This window comes from Haloarchaeobius pelagicus (genome assembly GCF_051207375.1).
In the GTDB taxonomy this organism is placed as follows: Archaea; Halobacteriota; Halobacteria; order Halobacteriales; family Natrialbaceae; genus Haloarchaeobius.
Genome location: NZ_JBPJZD010000001.1, coordinates 234716 through 248708 on the forward strand (window position 1 = coordinate 234716; position 13993 = coordinate 248708).

19 protein-coding genes are annotated in these 13993 nt (G+C 66.0%); 12 read left to right on the forward strand and 7 right to left on the reverse strand.

Going from position 1 to position 13993, the window contains the following annotated elements:
* Window positions 1-10: 10 nt before the first annotated feature.
* Complete coding sequence (locus ACSC1S_RS01310; RefSeq protein WP_435362830.1) at window positions 11-1327, forward strand: NHL repeat-containing protein; 1317 nt, start codon at window positions 11-13, stop codon at window positions 1325-1327.
* Here the strand turns inward: ACSC1S_RS01310 and ACSC1S_RS01315 are convergent.
* Both ACSC1S_RS01315 and ACSC1S_RS01320 read right to left on the reverse strand, forming a co-directional pair.
* Window positions 1312-2022, reverse strand: coding sequence for a hypothetical protein (locus ACSC1S_RS01315; RefSeq protein ID WP_435362831.1), 711 nt, complete (start codon window positions 2020-2022; stop codon window positions 1312-1314). The genes ACSC1S_RS01310 and ACSC1S_RS01315 overlap by 16 nt on opposite strands.
* A 4-nt stretch (window positions 2023-2026) precedes the next feature.
* Window positions 2027-2548: an archaemetzincin family Zn-dependent metalloprotease gene (locus ACSC1S_RS01320; protein ID WP_435316989.1), complete on the reverse strand. Its 522-nt coding sequence runs from the start codon at window positions 2546-2548 to the stop codon at window positions 2027-2029.
* Window positions 2549-2587: 39 nt separating this feature from the next.
* On the opposite strand from ACSC1S_RS01320, the gene ACSC1S_RS01325 reads away from it, so the two are divergent.
* From ACSC1S_RS01325 to npdG, 5 genes are all read left to right on the forward strand, one after another.
* Window positions 2588-2989: a UPF0146 family protein gene (locus ACSC1S_RS01325; RefSeq protein ID WP_435362832.1), complete on the forward strand. Its 402-nt coding sequence runs from the start codon at window positions 2588-2590 to the stop codon at window positions 2987-2989.
* Between the two features lie 65 nt (window positions 2990-3054).
* Window positions 3055-3930, forward strand: a complete 876-nt coding sequence (locus tag ACSC1S_RS01330) for a TIGR01548 family HAD-type hydrolase (protein WP_435362833.1) — start codon at window positions 3055-3057, stop codon at window positions 3928-3930.
* A gap of 37 nt (window positions 3931-3967) precedes the next feature.
* Window positions 3968-4351: a hypothetical protein gene (locus ACSC1S_RS01335; protein WP_435362834.1), complete on the forward strand. Its 384-nt coding sequence runs from the start codon at window positions 3968-3970 to the stop codon at window positions 4349-4351.
* Between the two features lie 38 nt (window positions 4352-4389).
* A complete protein-coding gene (locus ACSC1S_RS01340) occupies window positions 4390-4791 on the forward strand; it encodes a hypothetical protein (RefSeq protein ID WP_435316996.1) in 402 nt (133 codons plus the stop codon).
* A 78-nt stretch (window positions 4792-4869) separates the two neighbouring features.
* Window positions 4870-5538: an NADPH-dependent F420 reductase gene (gene npdG / locus ACSC1S_RS01345; RefSeq protein WP_435362835.1), complete on the forward strand. Its 669-nt coding sequence runs from the start codon at window positions 4870-4872 to the stop codon at window positions 5536-5538.
* A 480-nt stretch (window positions 5539-6018) separates the two neighbouring features.
* On the opposite strand, the gene ACSC1S_RS01350 is transcribed toward npdG, so the two are convergent.
* The 3 genes from ACSC1S_RS01350 to ACSC1S_RS01360 form a co-directional block, all read right to left on the reverse strand.
* Window positions 6019-6657, reverse strand: a complete 639-nt coding sequence (locus tag ACSC1S_RS01350) for a helix-turn-helix domain-containing protein (protein ID WP_435362836.1) — start codon at window positions 6655-6657, stop codon at window positions 6019-6021.
* 164 nt (window positions 6658-6821) lie between these two features.
* Window positions 6822-7499: a helix-turn-helix domain-containing protein gene (locus ACSC1S_RS01355; RefSeq protein WP_435362837.1), complete on the reverse strand. Its 678-nt coding sequence runs from the start codon at window positions 7497-7499 to the stop codon at window positions 6822-6824.
* Between the two features lie 87 nt (window positions 7500-7586).
* Entirely contained in the window at window positions 7587-7856 is a 270-nt protein-coding gene (locus ACSC1S_RS01360) for a thioredoxin family protein (protein WP_261649920.1), read from the reverse strand.
* A 159-nt stretch (window positions 7857-8015) separates the two neighbouring features.
* Here ACSC1S_RS01360 and ACSC1S_RS01365 point away from each other — a divergent pair, with 159 nt between their 5' ends.
* The 6 genes from ACSC1S_RS01365 to ACSC1S_RS01390 all read left to right on the forward strand — a co-directional run bounded on the left by ACSC1S_RS01365 (window position 8016) and on the right by ACSC1S_RS01390 (window position 11683).
* Entirely contained in the window at window positions 8016-8177 is a 162-nt protein-coding gene (locus ACSC1S_RS01365) for a preprotein translocase subunit Sec61beta (protein WP_261649921.1), read from the forward strand.
* A gap of 54 nt (window positions 8178-8231) precedes the next feature.
* Entirely contained in the window at window positions 8232-8837 is a 606-nt protein-coding gene (gene pdxT, locus ACSC1S_RS01370; RefSeq protein ID WP_435362838.1) for a pyridoxal 5'-phosphate synthase glutaminase subunit PdxT, read from the forward strand.
* Between the two features lie 39 nt (window positions 8838-8876).
* A complete protein-coding gene (locus tag ACSC1S_RS01375; protein ID WP_435317003.1) occupies window positions 8877-9326 on the forward strand; it encodes a bifunctional nuclease family protein in 450 nt (149 codons plus the stop codon).
* A complete protein-coding gene (gene hisE / locus ACSC1S_RS01380; RefSeq protein ID WP_261649925.1) occupies window positions 9323-9619 on the forward strand; it encodes a phosphoribosyl-ATP diphosphatase in 297 nt (98 codons plus the stop codon). Before ACSC1S_RS01375 ends, hisE begins: the two co-directional genes overlap by 4 nt.
* 138 nt (window positions 9620-9757) lie before the next feature.
* The gene (locus ACSC1S_RS01385) at window positions 9758-10630 is read left to right on the forward strand and encodes an N-acetylmuramoyl-L-alanine amidase (protein WP_435362839.1); all 873 of its coding nucleotides are present in this window, start codon (window positions 9758-9760) and stop codon (window positions 10628-10630) included.
* A gap of 90 nt (window positions 10631-10720) precedes the next feature.
* Entirely contained in the window at window positions 10721-11683 is a 963-nt protein-coding gene (locus ACSC1S_RS01390) for an NOG1 family protein (protein WP_435317006.1), read from the forward strand.
* A gap of 31 nt (window positions 11684-11714) precedes the next feature.
* Here ACSC1S_RS01390 and ACSC1S_RS01395 read toward each other — a convergent pair whose 3' ends face one another.
* Both ACSC1S_RS01395 and ACSC1S_RS01400 read right to left on the reverse strand, forming a co-directional pair.
* Entirely contained in the window at window positions 11715-12449 is a 735-nt protein-coding gene (locus tag ACSC1S_RS01395; RefSeq protein WP_435362840.1) for an SIMPL domain-containing protein, read from the reverse strand.
* A 51-nt stretch (window positions 12450-12500) separates the two neighbouring features.
* Window positions 12501-13811, reverse strand: coding sequence for a TIGR00341 family protein (locus ACSC1S_RS01400; RefSeq protein WP_435362841.1), 1311 nt, complete (start codon window positions 13809-13811; stop codon window positions 12501-12503).
* Between the last annotated feature and the right edge of the window lie 182 nt (window positions 13812-13993).

Below are 13993 nucleotides of genomic sequence, written 5' to 3' on the forward strand. Positions count from 1 at the left end.
CTCCCAGCCCGTGACACGGTTCCCCCTCCGCCTGCGACGGCTCACGTCGGCATTCGCTCGCGTCCGTGAGCCCGGTGGCCGCGCCCGGCTGTTCGCGCTCCTGGCGCTGGTCTGTCTGGCCACTGCACTCGCTGGCTACGCTACCACCCCCGCCGAACCGCGCCTGACCGTCGCCGAGGAACGGCCCCAGCACAACACGCTCATCGGCCTGCAGGGATACGCTGACGAGGGTCGCGTCATCGAGGTTTCGCCCGATGGCGAGGTCGTCTGGGAGTACGACGGACCGGGCGACGTCTTCGACGTGGAGCCGGTGAACGCCTCGACGGTGCAGGTCGCGACCGCCGACACCGTCCCCGATTCCGAGTGCCCCGAGCCGTACGCGAGCGACGAGACCGACGGCTGCGTCCGCAATGCCCTCCAGCTCGTCGACCGCGACACCAGAGACGTGGTCTGGGAGTACGCCTGGTACGACGTGGAGAAGCACGAGCACGAACTCCACGACGCGGACCGCTACGTGGTCGACGGCGAGCCCCGGTACGTGCTGGTCGACATGGGCAACGACCGCGTGTTCGCGGTCGACCAGCAGGGCGAGAAACTGTGGCAGTGGAACGCCACGGAGACCTACGACCGGCCCGACGACATGGGGCCGGAGTCCGACTGGACGCACATGAACGACGTGGACCGCGTCGAGCCGGCCGTCTTCCAGGTGAGCCTGCGCAACTTCGACACCGTCGTCGAACTCCACGTGGCCGACGACGGCTCGGTTCGCGTCGAGCCGGTCATCGGCCCGAACCAGTTCGAAGGGTCGGCCGGGCCGCTGTACGAACAGCACAACCCGGACAGACTCGGTGACGGCTCGCTGCTCGTCGCCGACAGTGAACACGACAGAATCGTCGAGTTCGATTCTGAGGGACAGGTGACCTGGGAGGCCGGCGGCAGCGGCCTGTTCGACTGGCCGCGCGACGGTGACCGGCTGTCGAACGGGCACACGCTCGTCACCGACTCGTACAACGACCGGGTCGTCGAACTCGACGAGAACGGCGAGGTCGTCTGGGCGGTCGAGACGGGTGACTTGCCGTACGAGGCCGACCGGGTGCAGCCGGGCGAGGCCGCCACCGCGGACGGGAGCGCCGCTGGGCCGAGCGCGGCGGCGGCTGGGCTGTCCTCGAACATCGTCGCCGGGTCGACGGTCAGAAACTACCTCGAGCTGGCGGTGTCGATTTCCAAGTACGTGCTCCCGAACGGGCTCGCGGAACAGCTCTACGCGTTGCTCGCGGCCGTCGTGTTGCTCGGCGTTGCGGGCGTCGAGCGCTATCGGGCTCGCTGACCGGGACGCCCACGGAGCAGGTCGGCGGTGTCTTCGAAGAACGCTGGAACCGACAGCGGCGTGTCCGGTGCGAACAGGAACAGGGTCCCAGCTTCGGGGTCGCCGTCGGGCGTGAGCCAGACCACGGTGCCCGCGTCGGTCGTGGTCAGCGTGCCGACCGGCCGGTCGCTGCCGGCCGTCGCGACGACGCCGTCACGAACCGCCTCGTACAGCCCGGTCGCCTCGGACTGGGAGAGCGTCCGGTCGTCCTCGCGGTAGACGACCTCGACGGACGCCGGCGAGCAGTGTGCGACACCGGCGAGGCCCCACCCGGTCCGGGACTGGACGACGCTGACGAGCAGGTCGTCCGAGTAGTCCGCGACCGTCGAGAGCGCCTCGATGACGACCGTCTCGTTCGGGCCGCCCTTGCGGACGAACTCGGTCGAGAACTGCTCCATGTACTCGGTCGCCAGCTCTGTGGCCGCCTCGAACGTCGTGGTGGTCCCGACGGTCAGGGGCACGGCGAAGTCGGACGAGAACAGTCGGTGAACGCGGACGGTGTACCCTGCAGGCGTCATGGCGCTGGCTCTCCCCGCAGGTGAGTCGTAGCGCGGCAGGACGCTGACGGTCAGGTTGCGCGCCTCGTGGTAGAACTCGGCTCCGTGTCGCCCCTCGTACTCGCGGACCCAGCCCTTCGGAAGCCCATCCCCCCGCATCACCTCAGAGCACCATGCGCTGGCAGGTGCCACACAGCGTCTCTTCTTTGACGTCGACCTCGCGGACAGTCGGCGAGAAGTTCATCACGCAGCGGTTGTTGTCGCAGTGTTCGAGCCCGAGTGTGTGGCCGATCTCGTGGACGATCTCCTTGCGGATGCGGTCCTCGAAGATCTCCTCGGAGCTCTTGTGCGAGAACCCACCGTCACTGGAGGTCTGCAGTCGGTACGTGGAGACGACACTCCCGCTGCCGTCGAGATAGGCCAGTCCGAAGACGTAGTTCCGTCGGCGATAGAAGAGGTCCTTGGGGGTGACAGCGATGTTCTTCTCCCCGTTACCAACGCGCTCTGCCAGCTGGATGAACTCCTCGGCGGAGTACTGGTTGCGCTTGGGGTCGTACGCACCACTGGGCAGCGACTGGGGCTCGTGAACGGTCACGTTACAGTCGTAGACCGTCCGTAGCCCTTCGGATGCCGCCCGCTTGACTGGTGCGGACACGTCACCCACAGGAACGATGTCGACGTGCATGCCAAACGATAAGGCAGCTTCGGGCATAAACATCCCGCCGTGGTAACCGATTCGACACCCGCTCTCTGCGGGTGGTTAGCGAAGTACGAGGCGGTCGTCGAGGTCGGAATCGGCAACCGGACCGACGTGGCCGCGGGCCTCGCCGAGCGCGGGGTCCGGGTCACCGCCACCGACATCCACGAGCGGCCGGTGCCCGAGGGGGTCCGGTTCGTCCGCGACGACGTGACCGCCCCCGACCTCGACGTGTACCGCGACGCCGAGGTGCTCTACGCACTGAACCTCCCGCCAGAGCTGCACCGGCCCGTCTGGGACGTCGCGAAGCGCGTCGGCGCGGAGTTCGTGTTCACGACGCTCGGTGGCGACCAGCCCGCGATTCCGGTGACGCGAGAGACGATTCCGGGCGATACGCTGTACGTGGCCCGGACTGGCCCTGGTCGGTAAGTTCGGCGACACGATGCCTTGCCGGTCCGATAGGCCCATTACCCGTGAGATTAGTGTCCGTGAACATGGAGGCAGACACGGTCGTCCTCGACATCGACGGGGTGCTCGTGGACGTGGCGGACTCCTATCGCCGAGCCATCGTGGAGTCCGTCGAGCGCGTCTACGACCAGACCATCCGCAAAGAGGACATCCAGTCGTTCAAGGACGCCGGAGGATTCAACAACGACTGGGAGCTGACGTACGCCGCGGCACTGTACGTGCTGGCGCTCCGCGAGGGCTGTTCGCTCTCGCTCGACGAGTTCACCGACGAGATTCGCGAGCACGGCGGCGGCCTCGACAGCGCGGAACTCGCGATGGGTGCCGAGGTCGGCGCGAACGCGTTCGAACGCATCAAAGAGCAGTGGGACCCCGAGCGCCTGCGCGACGTGTTCCAGCAGCTCTACCTCGGGAGCGACCTGTATCGTACGCTCGAAGGCAGTGAGCCGGACATCGACTGCGAGGGGTTCATCCACGACGAGCCGATCATCATCGAGCCCGAGACCATCGAGGTACTCCAGGCGAACTTCGACGTCGGCGTCGTCACGGGTCGCCCGTCGGCAGAGGCCGACATCGCGCTCTCGCGGGTCGGGCTGGATATCCCCGACGAGCATCGCTTCACGATGGACGACTGGGAGGAGGGCAAGCCACACCCGCACGCGCTCATGACGCTCGCGGAGCGCTTCGACAGCGAGGACGTGGTGTTCGTCGGCGACACCATCGACGACGTGACCACGGCCCGCCGGGCGAACGAGGAGGACGAGTCTCGTACGTACACCGGTGTCGGCGTCCTCACGGGTGGGCTGACCGGTGTCGAGGGCAAGCAGAAGTTCGTCGCCTACGGCGCACAGGCCATCCTCGACGACGTGAACCTGCTGCCGGGGCTGCTCGGCGTCGAGCAGTAGGGAACGGTTCTCGGGTCCGTTCTCGGAACTATCGCCTATGCCCGACCAGCCCTCCCTCTCGCGGTCGCTGTATCCCCTGTTGCTTCTCGCATGGGTGCTCCCGGCGTGGCTCTCTCCGCCGGACCCCGTCACGCAACTCCTGTCGTTCGTTCCGGGCATCCTGCTGGCGCTGGTGGCCGGACTCTGGTTCTCTCGGACTGGCTACCGGGTCCTCGATGCCACCATCGCGGACCTCTGGCTGTTCGCGGTCACCGTCCTCGGCGTGGTGATTCTTGGCGCGCTCCTCGTGCCGGACCCGACGCTGACGACCCTCCAGACGGGACTCTTGCTGCTCGCGGCGCTCCTCGTCGGGGGCTGGCTCGCGTTCGCGCCGAGCGCCGCACCGGTTCGCCGTCGCCTCGGCCGAAACCGTCCCGAGTGAATAGCAATTTTATACGATACCGGTACAATCTCTCCCCAATGAGTCTGATACTGCGGCGTCTCTCCTGGGCCGTCCCACTCGGGGCCGCCCCTGCGGTCGTCGGTGGCACAACCTTCAGTCCACCCGACGTGTTCAGTACGGTCGCGTACATCGGCGCGGCGCTACCCCTGACGCTCCTGCTGGGGTACCACGTCGCGAGCAAAGAGAACCCGGCAGAGGGGCGGCGACCGAACCGGCTCTGGCTGTTCGCGGGCTGTCTGCTCGCGCTGTTGCTCGTCGCCGGCGCGGCGTTCAGCCGGCTCGACCCCACGATGCTCTGGGAGCTCAGGCAGGAGTACCAGCTCGGGGCGGTCGCCGGGAGCGTCGGCGGCCTGTTCCTCGTCGCGGAGATCGTCATCTACTACGGCGTGTTCGACCGGCTCCACGGCCTGTTCTCCTGAGTCCCGCCCGCGCTTCTGACACCGGCCCGGGCTGCCGACTCCGAACCCTTATTTCCCATCCGCAACCACGACACACGTATGCGAATCGCACTACTCGGCGGTACTGGTGACATCGGGCAGGGGCTCGCCCTGCGCTGGGCCTACGACACGGACCACGAGATACTCATCGGGTCGCGCGACCCGGAGAAGGCACGGACGATGGCCGAGGAGTACGAGACCGAACTCGACAGCCGCGGCGTCGACGTGACGGTCAACGGCTTCGCCAACGAGATGGCGGCCGACCGGGCGGACGTCGTCGTCCTCGCCGTCCCGCCGTACCACGTCGCGGACACGGTCGAGAGCGTCGCCGACAAGCTCGACGAGGACACCATCCTGGTCTCGCCTGCGGTCGGCATGAAAGGCGACGAGGACGGGATGCACTATCACCGCCCTGGCGCAGGGTCGGTGACGGCACTCGCCGCGAAGGCCGCCCCGGAGGGCGTCTCCACGGTCGGTGCGTTCCACAACCTCTCCGCGGACCGCCTCGCGAACCTCGACGCCGAACTCGACCTCGACACGCTCCTCGTCGGGGACGACCCCGACGCGAAGGACATCGTGAGCCGACTCGCAAACGAGATCGAGGGGCTGCGCCCGCTCGACGCCGGCCCGCTGGCCAACGCGGCCGAGGTCGAGAGCATCACGCCGCTCGTCATCAACATCGCCCGCTACAACGACGGGATGCACGACGTGGGCGTCACGTTCCACTGAGTCACGGCGACGTCACTGCTCGGGGTTCTCGAGTATCGAAAACGAACGGCACGAACGCGTGGGTCACAGCGAACCGGTCACGAATCGAAACGAAGCGGGAGACCTGAGAGCCGCCGGTCTCGGTGACGGCTCTCGAAGCGGTGCGAGGCCACACCGGTGTCGACCCCCGAGCGCCTCCCCCCCAGAAGGCGTTCACGACACCTGCAGCCGTCGCCACGCTTGTCCGCTCCCGCACCTTGGTATTGGGTGGCACGGGGGACGAGGCTTTCCTTCGAGACCGAAGTCGGTCGCTCCTGGTTCTTTCCCTCGCTGCCGAAGCAATTTACGCCAAGTAGGGGCTATCGAAGGGGTTGAACGTGGTGCAGGTACCGTGGTCTCCTTCGCGTTCGAACCGGGCGTCATCGGGCCTGTTGTTGCGATTTATCGGTACGCGCCGCCCTGGGGTTGGCACACTCCGGAAATACGCTCCAATACTCCCTCTCAGTGGTTGACCATCGCCTCGTAGATGAGGTTCGAGAGTCCCCGCCGGAGCCGCTGGGAGTACGCGTTGTCGCTGATACCGACGACCTCGGCGAGTTCGTCGATGTTGACGTTCCGGGGGACGTCGAAGTAACCGCGCTCGTACGCCAGCAGGATGGCCTCCTGCTGCTCGGTCGACATCGAGTTCCCGTCGCGCGGGAAGTGCGGGTTGTACAGCCGGCGGAGGATGATGGGGACCTCCTGTTCGTCACAGATGCGACGGAACTCCGAGAGCTCGTCGTGGCTCGGGAACTGTAGTCGGAAGTCCCACCCCTCGCCGATGTTCTCGCCCTCGAGCATCTTCGCCCGGGTGTCGAGCAGCGCCTTGATGAGCCCGTTGACGTCGCGGCTCCAGCGCACCTCGAACAGCTTCCGCTTCCCGTCCTCGGTGAGGTAGGTCACCTCCTCGGTGAGCGCCGAGTCGCGCAGTATCTCCTCGATCTCTGCTTGGTCCCCGTTCGAGACCCAGAACAGCGGAATGATGGTGTCCTGTAGCGGGACGATGCGCTCGAGTTCGATTCTGATTCCCGGGACCTCTTCGAGCAGACGGCCGAGCTCGAACGCGTCGCCAGGCACGGTGATGTCGACGATTGGTATCATTGTCTCCGCAGCCCCCTGTTTATATAGAAGCTTCGCTACCGAGGGTTATGAAGTCGCGCCCTGAATGTGCTAGTTCACGGATAACGGGGAATCGGGAGGTGGCGCGGTGGTGGCGCGAAACCGGTTCGATATCGATAGTAGAATTCGATGTCGAAGGCGAGGGGTTACTGGTGGATGAGCGTCGTCTCGACCAGCGCGGAGAGCCCGCGCCGGAGTCGCTGGGAGAAGGCGTTGTCGCTGATGCCGAGCATCTCGCCGAGTTCCATCGCGCTGGTCCGCCGTGGCACCTCGAAGTAGCCGTGTTCGAACGCCAGCACGATAGCCTCTCGCTGCTCATCCGAGATGAGCGACATGTTTGTGGGGACGTGCGGGTTGTAGATGCGCCGGAGCAACACCCGGATGTCCGCCTCCGTGCACTTGTCCCTGAACGCCCGGAGTGCGGGGCGTCCGTCGAACTGGATGCGCAGGTCCCAGCCCTCTCCGATGCCGGTGCCTTCGAGTAACTTGGCGTTCGTCTCCTCCAGTATCGACACCAGCCCGTCGAGGTCCTCGGTCCAGCGGACCTCGAACAGGGTCCGGTCACCGTCGTCGGTCCGTTCGATGACGGAGCTGGTCGCGGACGAGGCCTCGAGGCTCGCCCTGGCCTCGGCCCGCTCCTCGTTCGAGACCCAGATGAGTGGCATCCGCCCCCCGTCGATGGGAACGATACGCTCCAGTTCGACACGGGCGTTGGGGACGTTTTCGAACACGCGTCCCAGCTCGAACGCGTGCGCTGGAACGGTCACGTCGGCGATGACCATGTGTGACTCGTCAGGTCTTGGTGCCTCACCGGAGGAATCCATACGCGACGTAACTCACGTTCGGTTGAAAAGCACGGCCATGCTATAGCATGGCTGTCGGAGTTCTCGACCGGTGAAAACGGGAGACGTCTATGCGCCAGCCTTCTCGAGGGCGTCCTCGAGATCGTCGCGTTGCGTGACGCCGACGAAGCGCTCGACGATGCCGTCGTCGTTCTCGATGATGAGGGTCGGGAGCGAGCGTACCTGGTACTCGTTCGCCACGTCCTGCTCCTCGTCGACGTTCACCTTCTCGACACTGAAGCGGCCCTCCCAGTCCTCTTCGAGTTCCTCGAGGATGGGGTCTTGCGTCTTGCACGGGCCACACCAGTCCGCATAGAAGTCCTTGAGCGTGACTGCCATAACGAGTCGAAAATTCCCTCGCGCCGCGCATAAGGGTTTGGTTCGCGGGCGCTCCAGTAGCCGTCGTGCACGACCGTCGCGGCCCGGCCTCACGACGGCCCCGCCCCCGACTCGACCCGTGTCGAAAGACTTAGAGGCGTCCGGACTGGAGGGTGGAACATGAGCAAGGGCCAGAACTCCGGCGGCCTCATGTCGAGCGCCGGACTCGTCCGTTACTTCGACGCCGAGGACCGCAACGCCATCCGAGTCGACCCGAAGACCATCGTCGCATTCGGTGTCTTCTTCGGTGCGCTCGTCCTCGTGATGCGCGTCGCACTGTAACCACGGCGACGGACGAACACGACGTTTTTCTTCGACCGGTCGTTACCAGCGAGTATGACACTCACAGCCGGCGTCATCGCCGTTCAGGGCGACGTCTCGGAACACGCCGACGCCATCCGGCGCGCGGGCGAGGCCCACGGCGAGGACGTGACCGTCCACGAGATCCGGGAGTCGGGCATCGTCCCCGACTGCGACCTGTTGTTGCTGCCCGGCGGGGAATCGACGACCATCTCGCGGCTCCTCCACGACGAGGGCATCGACGAGGAGATCGTCGCTCACGTCGCCGCCGACAAGCCGCTGCTCGCGACGTGTGCCGGGCTCATCGTCTCCTCGACCGACGCGAAGGACGACCGCGTCCGGACACTCGACCTCGTCGACGTGACCGTCGACCGGAACGCGTTCGGCCGCCAGAAGGACAGCTTCGAGGCACCGCTGGACGTCGAGGGGCTCGACGAACCGTTCCCCGCGGTGTTCATCCGCGCGCCGCTCATCGACGCCGTCGGCGACGACGTCGAGGTGCTCGCCGAGTGGGACGGCAAGCCGGTCGCGGTCCGCGACGGCCCGGTCATCGGCACCTCGTTCCACCCCGAACTCACGCCCGACGTACGCATCCACCGGCTCGCGTTCTTCGCCGCAGAAGCCGAACAGCTTGCACGCTGAGAACGCAGGCTTTTCTTGCTGGCACCCTTCCGTCGGGCTATGAAGGCATCCATCGACACGGTACGCGTCGCCGGGACCCAGGATGGGCCCGTTCCGGTGGTCGTACTCGAGGTCGAGGAGGACGACGACGTGTTGCCCATCTTCATCGGGTTCGACGAAGCCATCGCCATCGTCCGCGGGCTGGACGCCACGGACATCGGGCGACCGCTCACCCACGACCTCCTGCTGGACGTGATGGAGGAGCTGGGCGGGCGCGTGACGAAGGTGGTCGTGAGCCGTGTCGATTCGGGGACCTACATCGCCGACCTGCACGTGAACACGCCGCGGGGCGACGTGGTTATCGACGCCCGACCCAGCGACTCGCTGGCACTGGCCGCCCGGACGAACGCCCCGCTCGAGGTCGACGACGAGGTGTACGAGGACGGCCGGCGCGACCCCGCCGAGTTCGCCGAACTCGACGACATCCGCGAGGTAGCCGAGTACGCATGACCGAAAGCACCGACGCAATTCTCGACGACCTGTTCGCGGTCATCGAAGACCGCAAGGAAACGCTTCCCGAGGACTCCTACACCGCCAGTCTGTTCACCCACGAGAAGGGCGAGAACGCGGTACTGGAGAAGCTCGGCGAAGAGGCGACCGAACTGATTCTGGCCGCGAAGGACGACGACCACGAGGAGATCGCCCACGAGAGCGCCGACATCATCTACCACCTGCTCGTGTTGCTCTCGATGAAGGACATGGACGTGAGCGACCTGCGGGCGGAGCTGGCGGACCGGCGGTGACGGTTTTCGTCGCCGTTGCATGGGTGAACCACTGCCTGCAACATAGTATCCAATGGAAATCACCAAAACAAACTACTGTAAACTAGGGTCGGATTCCAAATATCTTTTCCGGCGCCCCTTGGCACACAGTCACACGCCATGCAACGCAACAGGCGTTCATTCCTGAAGGCGACGGGCGCATCACTCGGTTCGATCGGGTTCCTCGGGGCGACGGCGTCGACGGCAGCTGCCTCGGTCCACGACCGCTGGGAACCCGCGGATTCGAGCAACTACACGAACGCGAGCCGGACCGCGAGCGATATGCGCTGGCTCGTGATTCACACCATCGAGGGCTCGTACGAGGGCTGCATCAGCTGGTTCCAGAACCCCGACGCGAACGTGAGTTCGCACTACGTCGTCGGCAACCAGTCGAACCAGATAACGAAGATGGTCCGACTGGAGGACATCGCGTGGACCCAGGGCAACTGGGAGTACAACGAGACGGGCGTCTCCATCGAACTGGAAGGCTACGCCAACGAGACGAACTTCAACGACACCATCTACCAGCAGGCCGCCGAGGTGGCACGCCACGTCTGTGACACCTACGGCATCCCCAAGCAACACCCGACGTACGATCTGGCACCCTGTTCGGCGTACTCCGGCGAAGGCGGTATCATCGGCCACAACCAGGTGCCGGACCCCAACGACTGCTCGCAGGTCACCGGCGGCAAGTACGACCCCGGCAACACCTGGGACTGGGACTACTTCATGTCGCTCGTGAACGATGGCTCGGGCGGCGGTGGCGGCGGGTGGTCGGACGGCGACATCGTCCACTGCACCGCCGACCTCAACACCCGCGAGCGGCCGAATCTGGATTCGTCGGTGGTGGCGACGATGCCGACCGGCTCGAACGCCGAGATAGTCAATGGACCCACCGACGAGGACGGCTACACCTGGTGGGGCCTGCACTGGCTGGACGACGACATCTGGGGCTGGTCGGTCGAGGCGTACCTCGACGCAGGCTACGCCTGAGCGACCACCGGCGGCGACCGCTACGAGTCGCTCTCACACGGACGAGGCGGGATAAACGCGCTTTTATGGCCGCTTGTCATAGCACCTTGCATGATTTTCGAGAATCTTCCGACGACACCACGGTCGGAGGAACTCATCGACAAGGCGTTCTCCCGCGCCGCCCGCGCAGGCCGGGCCAAGTCGGGACACGAGGCCCAGACGTCGATGCTCCAGACGGCGTCGAACATCCTTTCGGACAATCTGGAGAACGTCGTGACGGCCTGGCCGGACTTCGACGAGGTCGACCCGTTCTACTACGAGCTCGCGGACGCCATCGTCGACGTCGACGAGGTGCGCAAGTCGCTGTCGGAGGTCACCTGGGCCTCCCGCAAGACCGCCGAGATTCGCAGCGAGTACGAGGGCCGGATTCGCCGGAACGACCTCGACACGGCCCGTAAATTCCGCAAGCAGGCGTTCGCTCGCCTCGCGGACGTCGTCGAGGAGATCGAGGACGACCTGCTCCGTCTGGGTGCGGCCCGTGACGAGCTGAAGACGCTCCCCGATATCAACCCGGACGAGCCGGCCATCGTCGTCGCCGGCTACCCGAACGTCGGGAAGTCCTCGTTCGTCAACGCAGTCACCCGCGCCCGCCACGAGACCGCGACCTACCCGTTCACGACGAAGGGTATCGGCGTCGGTCACTTCGAGCGCCAGCGCATCCGCTACCAGATCGTCGACACCCCGGGGCTGCTCGACCGCCCGCCCCAGGACCGCAACGACATCGAGGCGCAGGCGGTCTCGGCGCTCACGCACCTCGCGGACTGCGTGCTGTTCGTCCTCGACGCGAGCGCGAACTGCGGCTACCCGCTCGACGACCAGCTGGAGCTACTCGCCGCGGTCGAAGCCCAGTTCGGCGACGTGCCCGTCATCACCGTCTGCAACAAGAGCGACGTCTCTCGCGACGTCGAGGCAGACTACTACATGAGCGTGACCGAGGACGAGAATCTGGACACCGTCCTCGATGCAGCCGTCGACGCTATCGGGTACGAACCCGAGCTGCCGTTCGACGGCTGAGTCGGTCGTTCTGTTCTCCGCGCTGGCCGTCCTATTCGACTTCGTACACGATGTTGACGTTCACCTTCACGTCGATTGGGCCGGGTTCGAGCGTCGTGCTGTCCTCGGCGGGGGCGGAGCGGTACACCGGGTACGGCGGCTGGTAGCCGCCACTGGAGACGCTGATGGTCTTGACCTTCGTGATGGAGACGCCGGCAGCGCTGGCGGCCGCGTTCGCGTCCGCCTCGGCGGCGTCGACCGCCTTCGCGATGGCGTCGGACCGCAACTCGGCGATGCGCTCGTCGCTCAGCTTGAACGAGACGCTGTCGACGCGGGCTGCGCCGTTGGCGACGGCGATGTCGATGATGCGCCCTGCGTCGCTCACGTTGTCGGTCTCCACCTCGTAGGCGTGGACCGCGGTGTAGCCGGTTATCTCACGGCCTTCCTTGTAGTTGTACTGCGGGACGAGCCGGTAGCTCGTCGTCTTCACGTTCTCGTCGGGAATCCCGGCGGCCCGGAGCGCCTCGCGCATGCTGGTCGAATCCTGTGCCGCGAAGGTTCGGGCGCTGTCGGCGGTCTTGCCCTCGCGTTCGACCGCGATCGAGACGACCACGAGGTCTGCAGGTGCCGAGACGGTCCCCGTCCCGGAGACGGAGACCGTACTCTTCGAGTCACCGTCGTCGGTACTGGCAGCGACCGTCCCGTCGTCGATGGAACCGGCCATCCCGAGGCAGCCGGCGGTCGTGACCAGTAGCGCCACGAGTGCGACCGCGAGTTTCAGCTTCATGCTACACTCTGGTAGGTGAGCAACCGAGAAGAACTATCGAGAACCCACCGGTTAGCCGATTTCCTGAACGTTCTCGGCTGATTCGTACTCCATGTACCTGACCTCGACAGCCACGTCGTTGCCGTTCACGACGTTGGTGCGCAGCTGCTCGGGGAGCCCTGGATACGTCTCTCCGGGTGGTCTGGCGAGGGTGACGACGACCCGCTCGGGACGCGGGTCGAAGATGCGTTCGTAGAGGTTCTCCTCGTGGACCAGCTTCACGTCGACGAGTCTGAGCTCGGGGTAGTCGCTGACGGTCGTCTCGACACCGGCGATCATGTCGTCCTCGATGGCCGCGGTCGTGTAGGACATGTAGGTGACGCCGCCGAGGAACACCGAGAGAATCGCGATGGACGCGACGAGGACGGCGACGCGTTTGAGGGTCGCCGTCCGGGCCTCGTCCAGCCGGAGCCAGTGTTCGGGCCGGTAGCCGGAGTACCAGAGCGTGGCCGTCGCGGCGAGGTTGATGGAGAGGACGTTGACGAGGACGAGGACGCTCGCACCGAGGACCACCAGTGGTTTCATGTACGCGATGCCGATGCCGATGACGGCGGTCGGCGGGACGAGCGCGACCGCGATCATGACACCCACGAGGGAGGCGGAGACGCCCGAACGCATCGACATCGCGCCGGCGATACCGGCCCCGAGTGCCACTGCCAGCGAGAGGATATCGGGGCGCAGTCGCTCCTGGACCTGCCCGACGACCAGGATGTCCATCGGGGGGATGAGGTGGAGGGTCCGGAGCAACGCCGCGAACGCCGCGGCGGCGACGACCGCCAGAACGAGGCCGAGTATCTGGAGCCGGGCCCCACGCGAGAAGAGGTCCGCGTCGTCGAGGACCGTCCCGACGCTCGCGGCCATCGCGGGGCCGATGAGTGGCGCGATGACCATCGAGCCGACGACGACGGCGGCCGAGTCGAGCAACACGCCGGCCGTGGCGATGACGACGCTCACCACCGTCAACAGGGCGTACGCCGGCACTTCGGGAGCCATCTCGCTGGCCTGTGACTTCAGTTCCTCGCGGGAGATACGGTTCGAGGTCTCCTCCTCCCTGGCGTACTTCTCTTTGAGTCGCTCGAACTTCTTCGAGACGACCGTCTCGGCGTCCACGACGACGGTGTAGGACTGGCGCTCGATACCGGCCTCGCGGAGCTCGTGGAGGATCGGTTCGACGGCCTCGGACGGCAGCGGGAACGAGACGACACCCGTGTACTTCCGGCCGCTGGTCTCGTCGGTGAGCACGTAATCGATGCCCTCGTCGTCGAGGAGATCGAGGACGGCCTCGCGCTTGCCCGCCGGAATCATGACCTGGACGAGTCGCACGTCCGCTCCGACGGGTAGCTGATAGAAATAGCTCCCGCCTGTGGGTCTCCGAATTGGATGGCGAACAGGCGACGCTCGATGTCTGCTGCCGGGGAGGGCGTCGCGCAACCGCTGGGTCACCGGCAGTCGCAGTCAGTGCACGGCCGGGTTGGCCGCGGCATCGGATAAGAAGCCTCGGTGAG

Coding starts and splice junctions, on each gene's coding strand:
- hisE (WP_261649925.1), top strand. CDS start 9,323: ATGACCGAAAGCACCGACGCAATTCTCGACGACCTGTTCGCGGTCATC.
- ACSC1S_RS01365 (WP_261649921.1), top strand. CDS start 8,016: ATGAGCAAGGGCCAGAACTCCGGCGGCCTCATGTCGAGCGCCGGACTC.
- ACSC1S_RS01395 (WP_435362840.1), bottom strand. CDS start 12,449: ATGAAGCTGAAACTCGCGGTCGCACTCGTGGCGCTACTGGTCACGACC.
- ACSC1S_RS01375 (WP_435317003.1), top strand. CDS start 8,877: ATGAAGGCATCCATCGACACGGTACGCGTCGCCGGGACCCAGGATGGG.
- pdxT (WP_435362838.1), top strand. CDS start 8,232: ATGACACTCACAGCCGGCGTCATCGCCGTTCAGGGCGACGTCTCGGAA.
- ACSC1S_RS01335 (WP_435362834.1), top strand. CDS start 3,968: ATGCCCGACCAGCCCTCCCTCTCGCGGTCGCTGTATCCCCTGTTGCTT.
- ACSC1S_RS01340 (WP_435316996.1), top strand. CDS start 4,390: ATGAGTCTGATACTGCGGCGTCTCTCCTGGGCCGTCCCACTCGGGGCC.
- ACSC1S_RS01330 (WP_435362833.1), top strand. CDS start 3,055: ATGGAGGCAGACACGGTCGTCCTCGACATCGACGGGGTGCTCGTGGAC.
- ACSC1S_RS01320 (WP_435316989.1), bottom strand. CDS start 2,548: ATGCACGTCGACATCGTTCCTGTGGGTGACGTGTCCGCACCAGTCAAG.
- ACSC1S_RS01315 (WP_435362831.1), bottom strand. CDS start 2,022: ATGCGGGGGGATGGGCTTCCGAAGGGCTGGGTCCGCGAGTACGAGGGG.
- ACSC1S_RS01385 (WP_435362839.1), top strand. CDS start 9,758: ATGCAACGCAACAGGCGTTCATTCCTGAAGGCGACGGGCGCATCACTC.
- ACSC1S_RS01350 (WP_435362836.1), bottom strand. CDS start 6,657: ATGATACCAATCGTCGACATCACCGTGCCTGGCGACGCGTTCGAGCTC.
- npdG (WP_435362835.1), top strand. CDS start 4,870: ATGCGAATCGCACTACTCGGCGGTACTGGTGACATCGGGCAGGGGCTC.
- ACSC1S_RS01355 (WP_435362837.1), bottom strand. CDS start 7,499: ATGGATTCCTCCGGTGAGGCACCAAGACCTGACGAGTCACACATGGTC.
- ACSC1S_RS01360 (WP_261649920.1), bottom strand. CDS start 7,856: ATGGCAGTCACGCTCAAGGACTTCTATGCGGACTGGTGTGGCCCGTGC.
- ACSC1S_RS01390 (WP_435317006.1), top strand. CDS start 10,721: ATGATTTTCGAGAATCTTCCGACGACACCACGGTCGGAGGAACTCATC.